Origin of the sequence: Tenacibaculum sp. ZH5_bin.1, from assembly GCF_042865525.1 — a bacterium.
GTDB lineage: Bacteria > Bacteroidota > Bacteroidia > Flavobacteriales > Flavobacteriaceae > Polaribacter > Polaribacter mesophilus.
This window is the reverse complement of the sequence record NZ_JBEGIO010000001.1, coordinates 210,698-230,887: the sequence shown is the minus strand read 5'-3', so window position 1 is coordinate 230,887 and position 20,190 is coordinate 210,698. Positions and strand designations below refer to the sequence as shown.

The following is a 20,190-nucleotide window of genomic DNA, read 5'->3' as shown; positions in this document are numbered from 1 at the left end:
TTTAAGAAGAAAAAACATAATCAATTAAAAATCAGTATATTTAATAGCAAATTTTAAGATTATGGCAATTAAAAGTTTTCAAGGAAAGAGATCGAGTACACCACAAGAAGAGAAGGTGCCAATGCTAGTATCGGATTATATGAGCACAAAGTTAATTACATTTAAAGAAGAACAACCTATTGAAGATGCGATAGATATACTTATTAAGCATAAAATATCGGGAGGACCTGTTGTTAATGAAAAAAATGAATTGGTAGGAATTATTTCAGAAGGTGATTGTATAAAACAAATATCAGAAAGCAGGTATTATAACTCACCAACAAGTAAGAACAACACAGTTGGAAAAGCCATGGTGAAAGAAGTTGAAACGATTGATGGTAATATGAATATTTTAGATGCTGCCAATAAATTTTTAAAATCACGTAGAAGACGTTTCCCTATTGTTCAAAATGGTAAGCTAGCAGGACAAATCAGTCAAAAAGATTTGCTTATTGCAGCCATGAAATTAAAAGGAAACACATGGAAATAATTAATCTTGCTTAACTAATAAGTATAATTCATTCTCTAATACTAAATATCCTTGATCGTATACATAAAAATAGGTGTTACCTGTTTTTGTTGTATAAAGAGATGTAATAAACTTAAAGTCAAAACCTCTATCAAATAATTTACGACGGGTTACTTTAGTTTTACCAGAAGTATTTAATTCGGAAAGAATTTTATAGTTTTTTCGTAAGCGGTTGTTGGTGTTTCGTATTAGGTTCTTACTTTCTTTATTAACTTTATTATTAAAGGCGTTTCGGCAGTAATCGGAACAGAATTTTTTATCAATTCTTCCAATTACTTTCTCACCACACTCTAAACATTTTTTATTTTCCATAATCTGATTTTTTAAGTTCGTACCAGTTAACATTTACACCCTTATAACCAAACTGGTTTATAAACTGTAATCCTATTTTTTGTAGAATTTTGTTAGAACCAATATTTTCTACATCAGCTGCACCATAAATAATATCATAATTCATTTCTTTAAAGCCGAAGTCTAAACAAGCAAAAGCAGATTCTGAAGCATAACCTTTACCCCAAAACTTTGGAATTAGTCGGTAACCAACATCAATAAAATTAGTAAAACCATTTAATGCTTCTTTTTCTCCCGTGTTGAGTTTTAATCCAGACCATCCTATGAATTCTCCGGATGCTTTTTCAAAGGCAGCAAACCTACCAATACCCCTTTCTTTATATTGTTCTTCAAAAAAGGTTATAATGTCTTCAGCTTGTTTGTAAGTTGTTATAGGATTCTTTCCTAAATATTTATGTACTTCAGGATTAGAATCTAACTCAAAAACCCCTTCTGTTTCACTTTCTCTAAATTCTCTTAAAATTAAGCGTTCGGTTTCTAAATAAAATTTCATGCTAAATGTTTGTTTTCAAAGGTATAAAATATAATTAAACGATTACATTCAATTACAAACGAAAACAAATGTTTACTAGACGTTTTTAATTTGCATGCTGTATCATCTTTGCAGAGTCAATTCGTTTGAATGGCAAATTCTTAACTATTTAACATTAAAAAAATATTATGAACGCACTAAAAAACAGAGTACAGTTAATAGGTAATTTAGGAAACACTCCAGAAATCATCACTTTAGATTCTGGAAAGAAACTAGCAAAATTTGCTATTGCAACTAATGAGACTTATAAAAATGCACAAGGAGAAAAGATAACCGATACCCAATGGCATAATATTGTTGCTTGGAATAAAACAGCAGAAATAATAGAAAAATACCTAGAAAAAGGAAAAGAAGTAATGATTGAAGGTAGATTGACTTCTCGTTATTTTGAAGATAAAGAAGGTAATAAACGTTATATAACAGAAGTAGTTTGTAATGAATTATTAATGTTAGGGAGCAAGTAAAAACGACTAAAACACTGATAATCAATATCAAAAAAAATAAAGGTAAATGTAGCTATTTTTTTTAAAAAAATACTTAATAATATTTTTAAAACATGTAATTTTGCCGGCCGTTCCCCCGATGATATCTAATTCGTAAGAATACTCTTAATCCTTATTATTTTAATAATATATAATTATTTATATGAGAAAGTATTTTTTAGTGATTTTTTTGTTGTCATCTTTAAGTTTTTATGCTCAAAAAGAAGTGTGTGAATCTCCAGATGATTCTTTTATGGATGTAAATAGTATAACAAAGTGTACTATAGAACCTGTAAAAAACTCAAAGAAAAAGGCAGATAGACAAATTAAAGTTAAAATATCAGCAAGCAAAAGATATCTTAAAAAAAGAGTCCTTAAAAAAAAGGCACAAGCTATAAATTCAGTTAGTACTTTAAATGTTAACGAGGTTTCAACTACACAACCTGTAGATATTGAAAATAAAAACCTAACATCAGGGTATGAAAATAATTTAACAAGAATAACAGAAATGTTATCTAAAGAAGAGTTATCAAAAGCAACTAAACTTTATTATACAGAAAAAATACCTTCTTTTGATAAATGTAAAAATACCAAGAAAAAAGAGAGACTTGATTGTTTTAATTTAGAGATGGTTAATCACATTAATAAACATTTTCGCTATCCAGGAGAAGCTGTAAGAAACCAAATTCAAGGAGAAGTTTGGATTCGTTTCGTTATAGATAGAGATGGTTATGTAACAAATATTAAAACTTTAGGCCCTGACGGAGGAGAAATTCTTAATGAAGAAGCAAAACGAGTGGTATCTATGCTACCTCGCTTCGAACCAGGGAAAAATAATGGAAAACGTGTACCTGTAAAATATGGTTTTCCAATAAACTTTTCATTAGAAGAATAAAAATCAATTAAATTTAAAATGTTAAAAAAACAATTAGTAATGATTGTTTTTACCTTGGCTATGCTATCAAGTTATGCTCAGGTAAAAATATCAGGTTCTGTGTATGATGAATATTTAGAACCGTTTTACAATGCAAAAATTTCAAATGGAGAAACATTTGTTGTTTCAGATGAAGAAGGAAATTTCTCAATCGTTTTACCGAGCAATACGTTACCTCAAACAATAACAATTTCTGCTTTTGGGTTTAATACAGAAGAGGTTTCAATTGTTTCTTTCGAGAAAAAAGTAAATGTTGTTTTAAAAGAAAACTTGTTATTAGACCAAGTCGTTATATCAGCTTCTAGAACACCAGAAAAAATTATTGAATCTCCTGTTACCATAGAAAGATTAGGGTTAACCGATATTAAAAAGAGTAGCTCTAATTCATTTTATGATGCCTTGGTAAACTTAAAAGGTGTTGATGCTAGAGAAGTTAGTTATGGATACAAATCTATAAACACTAGAGGATTTGCTGATTTTAATAATTCAAGGTTTGTTCAGTTAGTAGATGGTATGGATACAGCAGCACCAGCTTTAAATACTAGTGCTGGTAATTTATCTGGTGTATCAGAACTAGACATTTTAAGTGTAGAGATACTACCAGGAGCATCCTCTGCATTATATGGTGCCAATGCTTATAATGGTATTATGATAATGGATACCAAAAATCCTTTTAATCATACAGGAATAAGTGTTTTAGCAAAAGGAGGAATGACCAGTCAAGAAGCAGCAGGAAACAGTCCTTTTTATGATGTAAGTACTCGAATGGCCTATAAGTTTAGTGATGCTTTCGCTGCAAAAGTAAACTTCTCTTATTTTGAAGCAGAAGAATGGCATGCTACCGACAATAGAAACAAAAGAATTGACACCAACGAAATTATTAATGGAAGTTTTGATGCTCCTTTAAGCTTAGATTATGATGGTATAAATATGTATGGAGATGAAGATTTTGCTGATTTAGCTAGCTCAACTCCTGTGCTTGTATATTTAGGGTATTTAGATGCTTCATCACTAGATGAAGATTCTACATTAAACTTCCCTGTAGGAACACATATTAGTAGAAAAGGGTATTCAGAAAGAGAATTAGTTAAAGATTACAAATCTAAAAACTTAAAATTTTCAACCTCTTTACATTATAGACCCTTTAAAGATGAATCATTAGAGATTCAATTAGCTACAAGAATAGCAATGGGAGATAATATGTTTCAAGGAGCTGCTTCAAGGTTTGCGCAACGTAACTATTATATTGGACAATCTAAATTAGAAATAAAAGGAGATAATTTCTTTGTAAGAGGTTATTATACACGTAATGACGCTGGTGATACTTACGATTTAACAAGAACAGCTCAAAGACTAAATTCTTTAGCTGATGCTAAGATTCCTGTTTTATCTGGTACAACTTACAGACCAAGCTGGGGAGATTATTATGCAATACAGTATATGGATTTAGTTAATAATAACTCATCTTTAATAGGAGCTTCAGGTAATCCTTTTAATGTAAGTGATGTTGATTCAAGAGTTATAGCAATGTCTAGAGAATTTGCAGATCAATATAGGTTAAACCCAGGTACTGCTGAATTTACCAATGGGTTTAATTCAATTACATCAACCTTAATAACTGAAGGAGGTAGTAAAATTTACGATAAAAGTGCTTATGCGCATGTAGATGCAAACTACAACTTTAGAAGCTTACTTAATGATTGGGCAGATGTTCAAGTAGGAGGTTCTTATAGAAACTATAATCCAGAATCAAAAGGAACAATATTTAATGATGCTAACGAAGAAATTAGTATTGAAGAATATGGTTTTTATACTCAACTTCAAAAGAAATTTTTAAATGACAGATTAAAGTTTACAGGTTCTATCCGTTACGATAAATCTGAGAATTTTTCTCCAAACTATTCTCCAAGATTAGCGCTTAATTATGCTTTAGGAGAAGAAAAACTACATATAATTAGGGCATCTTATCAAACAGGTTTTAGAAACCCAACAATTCAAGAACAATATATGTTTTTGCCTTCTGCAAGAAAAACTACTATAGGTTCTACAGCAGATAACCTAAGAAGAATAGGCATCCCTACTGTTAGTAGATATGAAGATCCTACTACGGGTAATACTGTAACAGAAAATTCTATTACGACAGGAGATGATATAATTAATAATGCTTTATTAACAAGGTCTGTATATGATTTAGATTTTATTAACGATAAAGGACAAAATATTAAATCTGATTATAAAGAGATACAACCAGAAGAGGTAAAAACATTTGAATTAGGTTATAGAAGCCTTTTAAACATTAATGATACTAATTTAGATATAGATTTTAACGCTTTTTATAGTATCCATAATGACTTTGTATTCTTTCAAGATGTAGTAGTGCCTAATATTGGAAATGTTATAGCAACAGGACAATTAGACCCTTTAGCTGCTGAAGCAGTTAGAACGGGAAGTGTAACAGAGTTTAACTTAATAACCAATGCTAAATCTAAGATAAACTCTTATGGTGTGGGTGTAGGGCTTAACACAAAGCTATTTAGAAACTTTAATATAGGTGCAAATTATAACTTCACAGATTTTGAAATGAAAGAAGATTTAGATTTTGGATCTTTTGAACCTAACTTTAACACACCAAAACATAGTGTTAAAATCCAGTTTGGTAATGAAAAGCTTTTCAAAAATTTTGGATTTAACATCAATGCACGATGGAGAGATAAATACAGATGGGTGTCTACTTTTGTAAAGGGAGATGTAAAAGCAAGAACTGTTTTAGATGCACAATTAAATTATCGTGTACCTAGTTTAAAATCGAAGTTTAAAATAGGTGGAACAAATTTATTTGGAGAAGAATATCAACATGCTCCTGGTTTAGGAAACATAGGTAGTTTGTATTATCTTTCTTGGATTATTAATAACTAAAATAATAGTATTTTGCATACAAAAAACGAGCTAATTTAATTAGCTCGTTTTTTTTAGTTAAAAACTCATACTTAATTGAATACGTTTTCTTGTAATATCTACCTCCAATACCTTAACTTGAACGTGTTGATGTAAACTTACATGTTCGTTAACATCTTTTACAAAAGAATCAGAAAGGTTAGAAACATGTACCAAACCACTTTCTTTAATACCTATATCAACAAAGCAACCAAAATTTGTAATGTTATTTACAATTCCGGGTAGTACCATGCCTGTTTGTACATCATCTATTGTTTTAATATGTTCGTTAAAACTAAAAGCTTTGGCTTTTTCACGAGGGTCTAATCCTGGTTTTTCTAACTCTTTTACAATATCTTGTAGCGTAGGTAACCCGTAAGAATCGGTTACATATTGCTGGAGCTTAATTTGTTTTAAAACACAAGAATTACCAATCAAATCATCTACTTTTTTACCAACGTCTTTGGCTATTTGTTTTACTAAAGCATAGCGCTCTGGATGTACAGCAGAATCATCTAGTGGATTATCGCTGTTTTTAATTCGTAGGAACCCAGCAGATTGCTCAAATGCTTTTCCTCCCAAACGAGGGACTTTCTTTATTGTTGTTCTATTGGAAAAAGCTCCATTTTCATTTCTGTAATTCACTATGTTTTCAGCCAATTTAGGGCCAATACCAGAAACATAACTTAACAGAGAAGCACTAGCAGTGTTAATGTTAACACCTACTTTGTTTACACAATGTTCTACTACAGTGTCTAATGATTTTTTTAGTTGTGTTTGGTCTACATCATGTTGATATTGCCCAACCCCAATCGATTTTGCTTCTATCTTTACCAGTTCAGCTAAAGGGTCAGCTAATCTACGACCGATTGAAACAGCTCCACGAACAGTTACATCATAATTAGGGAACTCATCTCGTGCAATTTTAGAAGCCGAATAAATAGAAGCACCAGCTTCACTTACAACAAATACTTCTACGGGATTTTTAAAATATACACTTTTTACCAATCGTTCAGTTTCTCTTGAAGCGGTTCCGTTACCTATAGCAATAGCTTCTATTTTATAAGCATTAGCTAAAGAGCTAAGTTTATTTATTGCTTCTTTTGATTGATGTTGAGGTGCGTGTGGAAAAATAGTTTCGTTATGTAATAAATCTCCTTGAGCACTTAAACAAACCACTTTACACCCTGTTCTAAATCCTGGATCAATAGCTAAAATTCGTTTTTCACCAAGAGGAGAGCCTAATAGTAATTGTTGAAGGTTTTTAGCAAATACCTTAATGGCATTTTCATCTGCCTTTTCTTTAGCTATAGACAAAGCTTCATTTGATAATGCAGGAAAAAGCAAACGCTTATAAGCATCAGCAATAGCTAATTCAATTTGTTCAGCACATTCGTTATGCGAACGAATAATTCTGTCTTCTATTTTTTGAGTAGCTCGTTCATCATCAATACTAATTTTTACACGAATAAAACCTTCTTTTTCGGCGCGCAAAATAGCTAACAATCGATGTGAAGGAATGCGATTTAGATTTTCTTCCCAGTCAAAATAATCTTTAAATTTTTGGGCAGCATCCTCGTCTTTTTTAGTTTTGATAACCTTGGTAGCAATGGTTGCAAAACGCTCTAATTGGTAACGAATGTTATTACGGACATCCGTTCGTTCGTTAATCCATTCAGAAATAATATGACGGGCACCTTCTAAAGCATCGTCTATTTGTTCTACTTCGTTCGAAAGGTATTTTGAAGCAGTAAATTCCAAATCGTTTACTCGCTGACTCATAATCATCTTCGCCAACGGTTCTAACCCGTTTTTACGAGCTGTTTCTGCTTTGGTTTTTCGTTTCTTTTTATAAGGAAGGTATAAATCTTCTAGTGTAGTTAAGTCTTCTGTCTTTTCAATTTTTGCTTTTAACTCATCGGTTAAAACTTCTTGCTCCTCTAAAGCTTTTAAAATGGCTGCTTTCCGTTTCTCAATTGCTTCAAACTGTTCTTTAAGTTGTACAATTTGACCTATTTCAACTTCATCTAAATTACCTGTTTTTTCTTTTCGGTAACGGGATATAAAAGGAATGGTACAATCTTCATTTAATAATTCAATCGTATTTTGAATTGATTTTTGTGATATTTGCGTACGAGAGGTTATATAGGAGATAAGTTGCATTGAAAATTATTTTAAATAAAAAACCTCGCATGAATAGCGAGGTTTCAAATATAGTAAAAGGTTAATTTATCTTGTGAATTTTCTTAAGTGATATGTTTTGTCGCTAGGGGTATAATCACTTCTAATATAAAAATCTTTATATTTAAAAATAGTGTAGGCAATATCGCTTTTTCTAGGGGTACTTTTTATTTTATCAAAAATATTCCTAGGTATTTTGGTGTCTTTAATGTGCTCAAAACCTGTGTCAAATAAACATTCAATTTGAGTTGATTTTGTATTGGTGAAAGAATTATATGCAAACATGGTAGGGTTAAAGAAAAGGTTCACATTTACACTTCCTAGGCTAGCTATTGGTCCACCTATTCCTCCAAAACCTGCCATCATCATTGGAGCAGCAGACCTTTGTTCAACATACCCCCCTAAAGTAAACAAGTAACTGTTTTTATTTTTAATGACTGAAACACCAATTTTACCAGTAGTTATTTTACGTAAAAATTTCTTAGTTTTTTCTAGCTCTCTATAACCGTTATAAAAGCCTCCTTTTTGAATGATTGGAGAGTTTTTAAAGAGTATTTCCTCATCTTTACTAGCAGCATATTCTTTTATAAAATTCCCAGTTGCTAAGTCTAAGATGTACATTGATAAAACATCCTTCGTAGCTGCTACTACTGCTATTTTATTGTCAAAAATAAAAGAATTGGTTTTTTTTCTTCCTGATTTAATATTAGAAAGAGGTTTGTTGAAAATTGCTGTTGAAACTTTATAGTTTGTTAAGTTTACAGTAAATAATTGAGTTATATTTTTATTATTATCAAAAGAAATAATAAGGTTATTATCTTTTAAATACATTTTGGCAGTCTCAGAAACTGATTCAATCGAGTTAGGTGTATTTTCTTCAAACTTTTTGATAGGTGAGTAGTTAAAAGGTAATAACAGATCTACAACTCTTACTTTTTTATTCTTTTCGTTAAGAAGTCTTAGCTCAGAAATGTCTAGTGGAATGTATTGTAAGTTACCATCTTCATTAATATAGTTTAGATATACATTGCCATTTATTTTGTTTCCAGAAATGATATAAAACTTATTTTTTAATGATATTGTTTGGATAAAAGTTTGTCCAGAAGGAAGTAAAAACTCTTTTACTGTGTTTTTTTTATTATTAAAAGAAAAACTTACTGCAGCAAATTGTGTGTTACTTTTATTGGTTAAAAATATTTTATATTCATTATTGTAAATACTGCTTCCCAAAAGTATTTTATACTTCCTTTTCTTAGTTTCAGATGAAAGTTGACCGGTTAATTTAAAATCGTCATTAAATTTATATGCGTAGACATTTTTAGCATCAGCAATTAAAATAGCCAAGTCATTATTTTCAGTATTTACAACAGGAATTACATCTTTAATGTCTGTTGAGTTTTCTTTTAAAAAGTTTTTAAAACTAGCAATTTCTGTTTGAGCAAATAAAGAATTACACATAAATCCTATTAAAAACAGGATGTTGATACAATTTTTTTTCATTTTTAGTTATTAAGAGGTATAAAAAACCTCGCATTTAAGCGAGGTTGCGAATATAATAAAAGCTGTTTTTTGTTTAGGCTATAAACTCTCCGTTATTCACCTTTTCAGAAGGTTGAACAAAAGCTAATTTACCATCAGGAGTATCTGTCATTAAAATCATTCCTTGACTTTCTACACCACGTAATTTTCTAGGAGCTAAATTACACAGTACAGATACTTGCTGACCAACGATATCTTCTGGTTTAAAGCTTTCTGCAATACCAGAAACAATGGTACGTGTATCAATACCAACATCGACGGTAAGCTTCAGTAGCTTTTTTGTTTTAGCTACTTTTTCAGCAGCAACAATAGTCCCTATTCGAATATCCATTTTGGTAAAGTCGTCAAATTGGATAGTTTCTTTTTGAGGTTCTACTACTTTGTTAGCAGCTTCATTTGCTTTCTTGGTAGCTTCTAACTTATCTAACTGTGTTTGAATTGTAGTATCTTCAATTTTAGAAAATAATAATTCAGCTTTGTTTACTTGATGGCCTTCAGGTAATAAAACATCTTTTTCAGCTACATCATTCCAAGCAAGCGTAGTATCAATATTTAAAATTGACTTTAATTTACTTGAAGTAAACGGTAAAAAAGGTTCTGATAACACTGCTAAACCTGTTGCGATTTGCAAGGCAACGTTCATAATAGTTTTGGTGCGCTCTTCGTCAACTTTAATTACTTTCCATGGCTCTTCGTCAGCTAAATACTTGTTACCTAAACGAGCTAAATTCATCATTTCTTGAGAAGCTTCTCTAAAACGATAACGTTCTATAGATTTTGCAATAATATCTGGGAATTGCTGTAATTGCTCTAAAGTGTCTTTGTCAATTTCTGAGAATTCCCCCGCAGGTGGTACCTGCCCGTTGTAGTATTTGTTTGTTAATACTACGACACGGTTGATAAAGTTTCCGAAGATGGCTACTAACTCATTATTATTTTTAGCTTGAAAATCTTTCCAAGTAAAATCATTGTCTTTATTTTCAGGAGCGTTAGCTGTTAAGGTATAACGTAACACATCTTGTTGATTTGGAAACTCTTCTAAATACTCGTGTAACCAAACAGCCCAATTTTTAGAAGTTGATAGTTTATTTCCTTCTAAATTTAAAAATTCGTTGGCTGGTACATTTTCAGGTAAAATAAAATCACCATGAGCTTTTAACATAGCAGGGAAAATAATACAGTGAAATACAATATTATCTTTACCAATAAAGTGTACTAATTTGGTATCGTCTTTTTTCCAATAATCTTCCCAGTTTTTACCTTCACGAGCAGCCCATTCTTTAGTAGAAGAGATATAACCAATAGGCGCATCAAACCAAACATATAAAACTTTTCCGTCAGCACCTTCAACAGGAACAGGAATTCCCCAATCTAAATCACGGGTTACTGCACGAGGACGTAGTCCGTCATCAATCCATGATTTACATTGCCCTAATACGTTAGGTTTCCAATCATTTTTATGTCCTTCTAAAATCCATTCGCGTAAGAAAGCTTCGTGTTTATCTAAAGGTAAAAACCAATGTTTAGTTTCTTTTAAGGTAGGAACATTTCCAGTAATAGCTGATTTAGGATTAATTAAATCTGTAGCATTATGACTTGTCCCACATTTTTCACATTGGTCTCCATAACTTTCTTCGTTTCCACATTTTGGGCACGTACCAATTACAAAACGATCTGCTAAAAATTGATTAGCTTCTTCATCATACAATTGTTGCGTAACTTCTTCAACAAATTCACCATCATTGTATAATTTGATAAAGAAATCTGAAGCTGTTTTATGATGAATTTCAGCTGAAGTACGTGAATAATTATCGAATGAAATCCCAAAGTCTTCAAACGATTTTTTAATGATTCCGTTGTACTTGTCAATAATATCTTGTGGAGTAACACCTTCTTTTTTAGCACGCATTGGTATTGCAACTCCGTGTTCATCAGACCCACAAATATAGGCTACGTCTTTTCCTTTTTGACGCAGATAACGCGCATAAATATCTCCAGGAACATACACTCCTGCCAAATGTCCAATATGGATTGGGCCATTTGTATAAGGTAATGCTGCTGTAATTGTATATCTTTTTGGTGTACTCATGTTTTTCTACTAAAATTAAAGCGCAAAAGTACGAAAAAGCAATTTTTTATACTGTTATAAATTAGGTACATTTGATGGATTTTAGACTTTTAAAGTCAAGAAAAGTAACTTGTTTATGGAAAAAAGAATTTTCACCTTATTTTTTATACTGATAATTATATCAGGTTATGCACAAAATAAAACGATGAAGTTAACCACACCACCCTATTTGCAAAAGGGAGATACGATTGCAATTGTTGCTCCTGCTGGAATATTAAAAAATCGTAAACAAACCATTGATAAAGCTAAAAAATTAGCAGAAATTTGGGGGTTAAAGGTAGTGTATGGGAAGCATATGTTTAATCAGAATGATCATTTTGCAGGTACTGATGAAGAACGTTGTCAAGATTTTCAAGACGCGTTAGACAATCCTAATATTAAGGCTATTTGGAGTGCACGCGGAGGATATGGTTCTGTGAGGATTTTAGATAGATTAGATTTTACTAATTTTAAAAAACATCCAAAATGGATTATTGGGTATTCTGATATTACAGCATTTCATAACCATATTCATAATTTAGGTATTGAAACAATGCATGCGATGATGGGAACAAGTATGGAAGAAGATCCAAAAGATCTTGTGCAAACAATCGCTACTTTTAAGAAAGCATTATTTGGAGAAAAATTACGCTATGAAGTTCCTGCTTCACAAGAGAATAAAGTAGGTGAGGTTTCAGGAGAATTAGTGGGTGGTAATATTGCTATTTTGGCTTCGATGTTAGGGTCGGACAGTCAAATTTCTACAGATGGAAAAGTTTTGTTTATTGAAGAAATAGGAGAATATAAGTACTCGATAGATAGAATGTTACAAAGTTTAAGGCGAGCAGGGTATTTTACTAAAGTTAAAGCGATTATTGTGGGAGATATGACTAAGATTAAGAGAAATACCACTCCTTGGGGAAGTTCAATAGAACAATTAATTTTGGACGTTGTTCCTAAAGATATCCCTATATTATTTAATTTTCCTGCAGGTCATGAACCAGATAATAGAGCATTGATAATGGGTAGAGAAGTTAAATTATCGATAAGTAAGAATAAGCAGTGTTTGGTAGAATTTAATTAACTGTTTTTTGTTTTACATGTGTTTATTCCTAACAACTTGTATAGTGGGCAAAAATTTATTAAACTAGTAACCAAAAGTATAATTGCTAATACAAGTAAGATATTACCAAAAATTCCTGTAATAAATTCAAAGTAAGATAGCATAGCCATTATAAGAGCAATGAAAGTTCTAATAGCTTTATCAATGTTTCCTATGTTTTTTTTCATGATAAAAAGATTTACGGTTACTCAAATATAAGTTTTTAAATGGCGCAACACAATGAACTTGGTAAGAAGGGAGAGCAACTAGCAATAGATTATCTTGTTAAAAATGGGTACACTATTGTTGAAAAAAATTACTATTTCCAAAAAGCAGAGGTTGATATTATTGCTCAAAAAAAAGATGTATTGGTTGTTATTGAGGTTAAAACAAGATCTACATCTTATTTTGGAAATCCACAAGACTTTGTGAACTCAAAGAAAATAAAGCTATTAGTTACTGCTATTGATAATTATGTAAATGAACGAGGGTTAGATGTTGAAATACAGTTTGATATCATTGCTATCATTAAACAACGAAATGAGTTTGTAATAGAGCATATTGAAGATGCATTTTTATATTTTTAAAAAAGAAAAAGCTCAACAAATTTGTTGAGCTTTTTCTTTACGTTATATTGATATTTATTTCTTATCGTTATTGAAATATTTTTCTACGTCTTCAACGTGATCAGGCATAGCAATAATATTTTTGTCTTTGTCTAATACGAAATAAGACGGAGTACCAAGTAGGTTATATTTTTTTACGGTTTCGTTGTCAAACTTATACTCAGGATGTGTTCCAATAGCATTGTGCCATCCTGGTAAATTCTTAACAAACTCGTCCCATTCATTTTCTTCATTTTCAATACCAAAAGAAACTACCGATACTTCTTTATGAGTTTGCATAAACTTATAAAGTTCTGGAATTTCTTTTATACAGTGTGGGCAACCAGTACTCCAGAATACTAACAAATACTTGTTTCCATCATTTAATGTTGATAATTTATATTCTTTATCTCCTTCTTTCCAAGAAAAATCAGGTGCCACTCTACCTACTGTTGCAAGTAAGATGTCTAGTTTTTCCTTTTTAAAATTAACATCTTGATCTTCAGTAGGAAGTTTGTCATAATATTCAGCAAACATCCAGTCTACTGCAGGCCCGTTACGTTTTTCAGTAAGAGCACTAATTAAATAATCGATAACTGCTTTTTCTAACTTGTCAGAAGAAATTTTCTTCATAACATTGGTAATAGATTCCTTTATTAATTTTTGTTGAACATCCTTATCTTCAGAATAATTTAGGTAAAAAACATAATCGTTAATTCGGTCAATCAAAAAAGAAGAATTGTATAGTTTGTCACTTTTAAAATCTACATACTCAAAAAAGTTTTCACTAGTAGCAGATAAATAATCTTGAACATTATCATGAGGGTTAGATGAATTATAACGGCGAGAGGCTTTTATAAAACTATTTACTAACATTCCTTCAGACTTATTTTCATACATTTCTTGAACATCTTCTAACTCTTTAAGCTCTTTTTTGTATGCTTTTTTTGTGTCTTTTGATTTAGTTTCAATATAAGAAGCTTGTAATGAATCTATCTTTTTTTGAACAGCATTATATGCTTGTAAGTATTCATTGTATAATTTGTTTTCTCTAGAGCTAGTAAATAAAACCGATTGGTCCGGATATTTTGGATTAAAAACAAATTCAACATTTTCTTTATTAAAGAAAAAATCAACAAAACCTGCACCAGAATTTCTGTAAGTAGCTCTGTAAGCACCTGGAGTTGCTGTATTAGGTAGTTCAAAACTAAATTTACCTAAAACTTGTTTTTCACCGCTTATAGCTACAGTATCAAATTTAATGGTGGCATTGGCAAGAAACTTTTGTTTTGCTCCCTCAATTTTATATAAAATAACCCAATCTCCTTTGTCTGGAGGGGTCATGGTACCTTTAACAGTATACTGTGCATTTGCAAGTGATGTAGTGAATATTAATAGAGCCAGTAATTTTTTCATCATAATATTTAAAAAGGGTTATTAATAAGGTTTTAAAACTAGTCATTTACGAACTTCTATCCAAGAAGTGTACCACTTTTATTTTATCTTGTGTATTTTAGAAACGTTTTTTTAATCATTTGAAAACATGAACTTTAAAGAACAAATATTTTGGGTAACAGGTGCGTCTTCAGGAATCGGTAAATCTCTAGTCATTGAGTTATCTAATTATGAAGCAAAATTAATTATATCATCAAGAAATGAAAGCATTTTAAGAGAAGTGAAAAAGAGTTGTAAATTTCCTGAAAAAGTTATGATTTTGCCTTTAGATTTAGAAGATTATGAAAACCTTCATGAGAGGGTAATCAAAGCAATTTCATTTTTTGGAAGAGTAGATGTTTTAGTGAACAACGGAGGAATAAGTCAACGATCGCTAGTGAAAAATACTTCAATAAAAGTTGATAAACGTTTGATGGATGTTAATTATTTAGGAACTGTGGCGCTTACAAAAGCCTTGTTACCTCATTTTATTGAAAATAAATCAGGGCATTTTGTTGTAACTACGAGTATTGTTGGTAAAATAGGAACTCCATTACGTTCTACGTACGCTGCTACGAAACATGCTTTACATGGTTTTTTTGATAGTTTGAGAGCAGAACATTATAAAGACAACATTGCTGTTACTTTAATTTGTCCAGGATTTGTAACTACCAATGTGTCGAAAAATGCATTAACAGGAAATGGTACCCCGCAAAGTACAATGGACATAGCGACAGCAAATGGTATAGATCCAGATAGATTTGCTAGAATGATGTTAAAAGCTATAAAGAATAAAAAAGAAGAAGTTTATATAGCAGGTGTGAAGGAAAAGTTAGGTGTATATACGAAACGTTTTTTCCCTAAGTTATTATCAAAAATGATTCGGAAATTAAGTGTTACTTAATCAAAAAAATTAATTAGTTCAAAATAATTAATGATGGCTTCTTTCATTAAAACAGATTGTTCACCTGGTTTTAAGTTGGGTAATTCGGTTACAGTTTTATAGTGAGGCCATCCATCATCGTCAAAAAAATCGAATTCATAGTATCCGTAAGGTTCTAACAACTTACAAATAGCAATATGCATAAGGTTGACCTTTTCATCTTTTTTAAACTTACGATGCCCTTGTCCCAATTCTTGAACGCCAATTAGGTAGATAACTCCATCTATATTAAGCTCATCACCGTCAGCAAATTGTTGTGATAATTGAGTTATTACAAAATCCCACTTTTCTTTTAAATTGATTTCTTTTGCCATTTGTGCTTTTTGAAAAAGCAAAGATACAAATGAGTTATGTATATTTGAGCATAGATTTTATAGTAGAAGGCTTTTATATTTATGAATACTTTTGATATTATTATTGCAGCATTACTACTTTTTGGCTTTGTAAGAGGTTTAATGAAAGGGTTGTTTGTAGAGGTTGCTTCACTAGTTGCTTTGGTTGCAGGAGTTTATGGGGCTATCCATTTTTCATACTTTATTGGAGATTGGTTGAAAACTAGTGTTACTTGGGATGAAAAGTATATTTCTTTGGCGGCTTTTGCTGGAACTTTTGTGGTCATAATTGTAGCTATAGCACTATTAGGAAAAATTTTAACCAAAATAGCTGATTTTGCAGCTTTAGGAATTTTGAACAAAATTTTAGGTGGTGTTTTCGGTGCTTTAAAAATTGGATTAATTTTAAGTGTAGTTTTTATTTTCTTCGGAAAAATGAATGATACTATTCCGTTTGTAAAAGAGAAAAGCCTAGAAGAGTCTATTTTATTTAAGCCAGTAAAGAAGATTGCTCCAACGATTTTTCCTTCGATTATAAAAGACCAAGAAACACAAGAAAATGAAGATAATAAAGAGCTAGAAATAACAATATAAAAGCAGATAATCTTTTTACTCAATTTTATATTTAGTCTAAATGATAAATTTCCATAATATCTTCTAAGATTTGCTCAAAATCGATATTTAAATCGATGAGGTTTCCTGTTTTGATATCAAAAACCCAACCGTGTACTTTTAGACCTCTATCTCTGTATGCTTTTTGTACAGCAGCAGTTTTAATAAGGTTAACACATTGCTCTTGTACGTTTAAATCAACCAAACGATCGTAGCGGGCATCTTCATCTTCTATTGCATTTAGTTCCTCTTTGTGTAAACGGTATACATCTCTGATATAGCGTAGCCATGGATTTAGCAATCCTAAATCAGCAGACTGCATTGCGGCTTTAACTCCGCCACATGAGTAGTGACCACAAACCACAATATGATTTACTTTTAAATGTTCAACAGCATATTCAATAACGGAAGCAGAATTTAAATCGATTGCAGGAACCATATTAGCAATGTTTCTGTGTACAAAAACGTCACCAGGGCTTAGTCCCATCAAATCTTCTGCTGAAACTCTACTATCAGAACAACCTATATACAAAAGCTCTGGACTTTGTCCTTCGTTTAATTTTTTAAAGTAATCTTTATTGGTAGACAGTTTACTTTTTACCCACTCTTTATTATTTGCAAAAATTTTAGATAGATTCATTAGTATAAAATGTTTGTTAGAAGAATCTTTAGCGGTTGCTTATATACTAAGCATAACAGTTTTCGAAGTTAATAAAAAAGAGAACCTAAAACTAAGTTTAGATTCTCTTTATAATATAATTTAAAATTGGTGTTCTTTATTCAAAAAAAGTAACAGCCCCATCTTTAATGTCGTACATAGCTCCAACAATCATGATTTCACCGTTGTTATGCATTTCAGCTAAAACTTCACTTTCGTTTAAAATTCGGTCGATAGTTAAATGTACATTCTTTTCGGCAACGTTATTTACAAACTCTATATTAGATGAGTTTCTTAAGCTTTCGTCTTTAGGTTCAGTGACAGCTTCAACAGCAGGTTTAATTTTACCCAACATGTTGGTTAAGTTACCTAACTGAGCATTGTCACAAGCTCCTTTAACAGCTCCACAACTAGTATGTCCTAACACAACGATTAATTTTGTGCCAGCTAATTTACAAGCAAACTCCATACTACCTAAAATATCTTCGTTTACAAAATTACCGGCAATTCTTGCGCTAAAAATATCACCTAAACCTTGATCAAAAACTAATTCGGCTGAAACTCTAGAATCAATACAACTTAAAATAGTAGCAAAAGGAAATTGCCCTTCTCTAGTATCGTTGACTTGCTCTAATAAATTACGATTAGCTTTTAAGTTATTTTGAAATCTTAAGTTTCCTTCTTTTAAATATTGTAATGACTTTTCAGGTGTCATAGTGGCTTGTGTTTCTTTAGTATGTGCTTTCATTATATTTTTATAAGATTATTTATGTCGTTTTAAGAATTTACGAAGTTAAAAAGTTTATGCTGCTTTTGGCCTAAGTTTAAAAAACTTAATAAAACTTTCTGGGTTTTCTACAATACCACGTTCTGAAATAAGTTTAATATTAATATTTCTTTCTTTAGCTTTAAAAGCAAAGTCTTCTAAAATTTCGATAATGTCGTTATCTAAGTATCTAGTTTTTCTTACATCTAATTCTAAATGAGTGTTTTCAGGTAAGCTATCTAATTCTTTTAAAATAGCTCCTTTGTTAAAGAAAGTAACCTCTTCTGCAAGTGTCATTTTTATCTTGTGTATTCCGTTGCTTTTATCCTCAATATGTAAGAAGTGAGAGTTTTGGTAACTTTTTATCAAAATAACAAAAACACCGACAGCTAATCCTAAAGAAATTCCTGTAAGTAAATCAGTAAAAACAATACCTAAAACTGTTACAATAAAAGGAATGAACTGTTTCCATCCTAAAATAAACATTTGCTTAAATAAACTTGGTTTGGCTAATTTATAACCTACTACTAATAATATAGCTGCTAATACAGATAATGGAATTTTATTTAATAAAGTAGGTATTAGTATTACTGAAATTAATAAGAAGAAACCATGTATAATCGCAGACATTTTAGATTTACCTCCTGATTGAATATTTGCAGAACTTCTTACAATTACTTGAGTAATAGGTAGCCCTCCAATTATACCAGATAAAATATTTCCTGTTCCCTGTGCTAGTAATTCTCTGTTTGTTGGGGTTACATTTTTTTCAGGATCTAATTTGTCAGTAGCTTCAACACAAAGTAGCGTTTCTAAACTGGCTACTAGTGCAATTGTAAATGCGGTTACCCAAACTTCGTAGTTGGCAATAGCACTAAAATTAGGAAAGGTAAATTGCCCTAAGAAAGAATCAAAACTTTCAGGAATAGGTACGCTTACTAAATGAGATGCTTGTATTGCCAATGTTTCATTTCCTTGTGTTAGAGTAAAAAAGACAATTCCCATAACAACTGCTACTAATGGTCCTTGAATTAACTGAAATATTTTCCCTTTTTTACTTAAAACTCTATCCCAGAGAATTAATATTGCTAATCCAATAAAACCAATAATCATTGATCCTATAGTGATATTGTCAGTAATACTTAAAAGAGCTGAAAAAGTATTCTCTCCTGAAGGTTCAATAAAACTATCAGCACCTTCTGGTTCAGCGTCATATCCGAAAAAATGAGGAATTTGCTTTAAGATAATAATAATACCAATACCAGTAAGCATTCCTTTAATTACAGATGATGGAAAATAATAGCCAATTACACCAGCCTTAAGAATACCAAAAAGAATTTGGATAATTCCACCTAGTACAACTGCAACTAAGAAGTTTTCATAACCACCTAAATTACCAATAGCAGTTAATACAATAGCAGCTAAACCAGCTGCAGGACCGCTAACTCCTATTTTAGAGCCACTCAAGGCACCTACTACAATACCTCCTACAATTCCTGCAATTACACCAGAAAAAAGAGGAGCTCCACTAGCCAAAGCAATACCTAAACATAAAGGTAAGGCAACAAAGAATACGACAATACTTGCGGGTAAGTCGCTTTTAATAGTTTTAAACATGATATATGTGTTTGTTAAACTCTAAATAAAATTTTAGAGTATGTTTTAATTTTAAAAATGATTGATTTATTAGCAATAGAAACTTAAAATATATCAAGGAAAGTAATAGTACTCTTACTGTACATTGAAATATTTTTCATTTTTTTAGCTAATCACCTTATATGAGGTGGTTTACCTGTGTTATTATGCAATAAGTAATTCTGGAGGAGGGGTAAGAATTTTTGGATATTGTGAAACGTAGTTTTTAGACTGAAAACGAACGTTTTTCTTTTTTTGAATTTTCTTATATAAAAAAGAAGTGTAGTCTTCGTTAGGATGAGCTTTTAATTCAGCTACTTTAACGTGTTTAGTATTTTCTTCTTCTTCGCTAAGATTTAAAAATATAGTAATATCTTGATCTTTATCAACTAACGTAATAATCGAGGGCGTAATAATTATGCCTGTGAATAAGACGATGAAAAAGATAGCTATTTTGGATTTCAAGATACTTTTT

At 31.1% G+C, this 20,190-nt stretch carries 20 protein-coding genes; 8 read left to right on the top strand and 12 right to left on the bottom strand.

Translation table 11 applies throughout. The annotated features are described in order from the left end of the window. Positions 1-61: 61 nt before the first annotated feature. A complete protein-coding gene (locus ABHQ57_RS00995; RefSeq protein ID WP_167712502.1) occupies positions 62-529 on the top strand; it encodes a CBS domain-containing protein in 468 nt (155 codons plus the stop codon). On the opposite strand, the gene ABHQ57_RS00990 is transcribed toward ABHQ57_RS00995, so the two are convergent. Both ABHQ57_RS00990 and ABHQ57_RS00985 read right to left on the bottom strand, forming a co-directional pair. After that, positions 530-880 carry a hypothetical protein gene (locus ABHQ57_RS00990; RefSeq protein WP_047788252.1) on the bottom strand — a complete coding sequence of 117 codons (351 nt, stop codon included), beginning with the start codon at positions 878-880 and terminating at the stop codon, positions 530-532. It abuts the gene before it with no gap. Beyond that, positions 870-1,412, bottom strand: coding sequence for a GNAT family N-acetyltransferase (locus ABHQ57_RS00985; RefSeq protein ID WP_167712501.1), 543 nt, complete (start codon positions 1,410-1,412; stop codon positions 870-872). Before ABHQ57_RS00985 ends, ABHQ57_RS00990 begins: the two co-directional genes overlap by 11 nt. Positions 1,413-1,579: 167 nt before the next feature. Here ABHQ57_RS00985 and ABHQ57_RS00980 point away from each other — a divergent pair, with 167 nt between their 5' ends. The 3 genes from ABHQ57_RS00980 to ABHQ57_RS00970 all read left to right on the top strand — a co-directional run bounded on the left by ABHQ57_RS00980 (position 1,580) and on the right by ABHQ57_RS00970 (position 5,783). Continuing rightward, complete coding sequence (locus ABHQ57_RS00980; RefSeq protein ID WP_047788254.1) at positions 1,580-1,915, top strand: single-stranded DNA-binding protein; 336 nt, start codon at positions 1,580-1,582, stop codon at positions 1,913-1,915. Positions 1,916-2,096: 181 nt separating this feature from the next. Continuing rightward, positions 2,097-2,828 (top strand): energy transducer TonB, encoded by a 732-nt coding sequence (locus ABHQ57_RS00975; protein WP_073182492.1) that lies wholly within the window; start codon positions 2,097-2,099, stop codon positions 2,826-2,828. A gap of 18 nt (positions 2,829-2,846) precedes the next feature. After that, positions 2,847-5,783, top strand: coding sequence for a TonB-dependent receptor plug domain-containing protein (locus tag ABHQ57_RS00970; RefSeq protein ID WP_167712500.1), 2,937 nt, complete (start codon positions 2,847-2,849; stop codon positions 5,781-5,783). A 57-nt stretch (positions 5,784-5,840) separates the two neighbouring features. Here ABHQ57_RS00970 and ABHQ57_RS00965 read toward each other — a convergent pair whose 3' ends face one another. The 3 genes from ABHQ57_RS00965 to metG all read right to left on the bottom strand — a co-directional run bounded on the left by ABHQ57_RS00965 (position 5,841) and on the right by metG (position 11,610). Continuing rightward, the gene (locus ABHQ57_RS00965; protein ID WP_167712499.1) at positions 5,841-7,964 is read right to left on the bottom strand and encodes a Tex family protein; all 2,124 of its coding nucleotides are present in this window, start codon (positions 7,962-7,964) and stop codon (positions 5,841-5,843) included. A gap of 66 nt (positions 7,965-8,030) precedes the next feature. After that, a complete protein-coding gene (locus ABHQ57_RS00960) occupies positions 8,031-9,482 on the bottom strand; it encodes a hypothetical protein (RefSeq protein WP_167712498.1) in 1,452 nt (483 codons plus the stop codon). Positions 9,483-9,555: 73 nt separating this feature from the next. Then, positions 9,556-11,610: a methionine--tRNA ligase gene (gene metG, locus ABHQ57_RS00955; RefSeq protein ID WP_167712497.1), complete on the bottom strand. Its 2,055-nt coding sequence runs from the start codon at positions 11,608-11,610 to the stop codon at positions 9,556-9,558. A gap of 115 nt (positions 11,611-11,725) precedes the next feature. Between metG and ABHQ57_RS00950 the strand changes: the two genes are divergently transcribed. Continuing rightward, positions 11,726-12,712, top strand: a complete 987-nt coding sequence (locus ABHQ57_RS00950) for an LD-carboxypeptidase (RefSeq protein WP_167712496.1) — start codon at positions 11,726-11,728, stop codon at positions 12,710-12,712. Here ABHQ57_RS00950 and ABHQ57_RS00945 read toward each other — a convergent pair. After that, a complete protein-coding gene (locus ABHQ57_RS00945; RefSeq protein WP_073182496.1) occupies positions 12,709-12,918 on the bottom strand; it encodes a DUF2892 domain-containing protein in 210 nt (69 codons plus the stop codon). The two genes, ABHQ57_RS00950 and ABHQ57_RS00945, sit on opposite strands and share 4 nt — an antisense overlap. A 39-nt stretch (positions 12,919-12,957) precedes the next feature. Between ABHQ57_RS00945 and ABHQ57_RS00940 the strand changes: the two genes are divergently transcribed. After that, positions 12,958-13,317: a YraN family protein gene (locus tag ABHQ57_RS00940; RefSeq protein WP_167712495.1), complete on the top strand. Its 360-nt coding sequence runs from the start codon at positions 12,958-12,960 to the stop codon at positions 13,315-13,317. A 54-nt stretch (positions 13,318-13,371) separates the two neighbouring features. Here ABHQ57_RS00940 and ABHQ57_RS00935 read toward each other — a convergent pair whose 3' ends face one another. Continuing rightward, positions 13,372-14,754 carry a TlpA disulfide reductase family protein gene (locus tag ABHQ57_RS00935; RefSeq protein ID WP_167712494.1) on the bottom strand — a complete coding sequence of 461 codons (1,383 nt, stop codon included), beginning with the start codon at positions 14,752-14,754 and terminating at the stop codon, positions 13,372-13,374. A gap of 124 nt (positions 14,755-14,878) precedes the next feature. Between ABHQ57_RS00935 and ABHQ57_RS00930 the strand changes: the two genes are divergently transcribed. Continuing rightward, positions 14,879-15,673, top strand: coding sequence for an SDR family oxidoreductase (locus tag ABHQ57_RS00930; protein ID WP_159509225.1), 795 nt, complete (start codon positions 14,879-14,881; stop codon positions 15,671-15,673). On the opposite strand, the gene ABHQ57_RS00925 is transcribed toward ABHQ57_RS00930, so the two are convergent. Then, complete coding sequence (locus ABHQ57_RS00925) at positions 15,670-16,026, bottom strand: hypothetical protein (RefSeq protein ID WP_159611055.1); 357 nt, start codon at positions 16,024-16,026, stop codon at positions 15,670-15,672. The genes ABHQ57_RS00930 and ABHQ57_RS00925 overlap by 4 nt on opposite strands. An 81-nt stretch (positions 16,027-16,107) precedes the next feature. Between ABHQ57_RS00925 and ABHQ57_RS00920 the strand changes: the two genes are divergently transcribed. Further along, positions 16,108-16,638 (top strand): CvpA family protein, encoded by a 531-nt coding sequence (locus tag ABHQ57_RS00920; protein WP_047788263.1) that lies wholly within the window; start codon positions 16,108-16,110, stop codon positions 16,636-16,638. Positions 16,639-16,669: 31 nt separating this feature from the next. Here ABHQ57_RS00920 and ABHQ57_RS00915 read toward each other — a convergent pair whose 3' ends face one another. The 4 genes from ABHQ57_RS00915 to ABHQ57_RS00900 form a co-directional block, all read right to left on the bottom strand. Continuing rightward, positions 16,670-17,296 carry a carbonic anhydrase gene (locus tag ABHQ57_RS00915; RefSeq protein ID WP_167712493.1) on the bottom strand — a complete coding sequence of 209 codons (627 nt, stop codon included), beginning with the start codon at positions 17,294-17,296 and terminating at the stop codon, positions 16,670-16,672. 136 nt (positions 17,297-17,432) lie between these two features. Next, the gene (locus ABHQ57_RS00910) at positions 17,433-18,062 is read right to left on the bottom strand and encodes a carbonic anhydrase family protein (protein WP_159610825.1); all 630 of its coding nucleotides are present in this window, start codon (positions 18,060-18,062) and stop codon (positions 17,433-17,435) included. A 54-nt stretch (positions 18,063-18,116) separates the two neighbouring features. Further along, positions 18,117-19,697 (bottom strand): SulP family inorganic anion transporter, encoded by a 1,581-nt coding sequence (locus ABHQ57_RS00905; protein WP_047788266.1) that lies wholly within the window; start codon positions 19,695-19,697, stop codon positions 18,117-18,119. A gap of 183 nt (positions 19,698-19,880) precedes the next feature. After that, positions 19,881-20,180, bottom strand: a complete 300-nt coding sequence (locus ABHQ57_RS00900) for a hypothetical protein (protein WP_047788267.1) — start codon at positions 20,178-20,180, stop codon at positions 19,881-19,883. Positions 20,181-20,190 lie beyond the last annotated feature (10 nt).

Excerpts from the sequence above, each read along its gene's own strand:
- ABHQ57_RS00995 (WP_167712502.1), top strand. The coding sequence starts at position 62 with ATGGCAATTAAAAGTTTTCAAGGAAAGAGATCGAGTACACCACAAGAA.
- ABHQ57_RS00990 (WP_047788252.1), bottom strand. The coding sequence starts at position 880 with ATGGAAAATAAAAAATGTTTAGAGTGTGGTGAGAAAGTAATTGGAAGA.
- ABHQ57_RS00985 (WP_167712501.1), bottom strand. The coding sequence starts at position 1,412 with ATGAAATTTTATTTAGAAACCGAACGCTTAATTTTAAGAGAATTTAGA.
- ABHQ57_RS00980 (WP_047788254.1), top strand. The coding sequence starts at position 1,580 with ATGAACGCACTAAAAAACAGAGTACAGTTAATAGGTAATTTAGGAAAC.
- ABHQ57_RS00975 (WP_073182492.1), top strand. The coding sequence starts at position 2,097 with ATGAGAAAGTATTTTTTAGTGATTTTTTTGTTGTCATCTTTAAGTTTT.
- ABHQ57_RS00970 (WP_167712500.1), top strand. The coding sequence starts at position 2,847 with ATGTTAAAAAAACAATTAGTAATGATTGTTTTTACCTTGGCTATGCTA.
- ABHQ57_RS00965 (WP_167712499.1), bottom strand. The coding sequence starts at position 7,964 with ATGCAACTTATCTCCTATATAACCTCTCGTACGCAAATATCACAAAAA.
- ABHQ57_RS00960 (WP_167712498.1), bottom strand. The coding sequence starts at position 9,482 with ATGAAAAAAAATTGTATCAACATCCTGTTTTTAATAGGATTTATGTGT.
- metG (WP_167712497.1), bottom strand. The coding sequence starts at position 11,610 with ATGAGTACACCAAAAAGATATACAATTACAGCAGCATTACCTTATACA.
- ABHQ57_RS00950 (WP_167712496.1), top strand. The coding sequence starts at position 11,726 with ATGGAAAAAAGAATTTTCACCTTATTTTTTATACTGATAATTATATCA.
- ABHQ57_RS00945 (WP_073182496.1), bottom strand. The coding sequence starts at position 12,918 with ATGAAAAAAAACATAGGAAACATTGATAAAGCTATTAGAACTTTCATT.
- ABHQ57_RS00940 (WP_167712495.1), top strand. The coding sequence starts at position 12,958 with ATGGCGCAACACAATGAACTTGGTAAGAAGGGAGAGCAACTAGCAATA.
- ABHQ57_RS00935 (WP_167712494.1), bottom strand. The coding sequence starts at position 14,754 with ATGATGAAAAAATTACTGGCTCTATTAATATTCACTACATCACTTGCA.
- ABHQ57_RS00930 (WP_159509225.1), top strand. The coding sequence starts at position 14,879 with ATGAACTTTAAAGAACAAATATTTTGGGTAACAGGTGCGTCTTCAGGA.
- ABHQ57_RS00925 (WP_159611055.1), bottom strand. The coding sequence starts at position 16,026 with ATGGCAAAAGAAATCAATTTAAAAGAAAAGTGGGATTTTGTAATAACT.
- ABHQ57_RS00920 (WP_047788263.1), top strand. The coding sequence starts at position 16,108 with ATGAATACTTTTGATATTATTATTGCAGCATTACTACTTTTTGGCTTT.
- ABHQ57_RS00915 (WP_167712493.1), bottom strand. The coding sequence starts at position 17,296 with ATGAATCTATCTAAAATTTTTGCAAATAATAAAGAGTGGGTAAAAAGT.
- ABHQ57_RS00910 (WP_159610825.1), bottom strand. The coding sequence starts at position 18,062 with ATGAAAGCACATACTAAAGAAACACAAGCCACTATGACACCTGAAAAG.
- ABHQ57_RS00905 (WP_047788266.1), bottom strand. The coding sequence starts at position 19,697 with ATGTTTAAAACTATTAAAAGCGACTTACCCGCAAGTATTGTCGTATTC.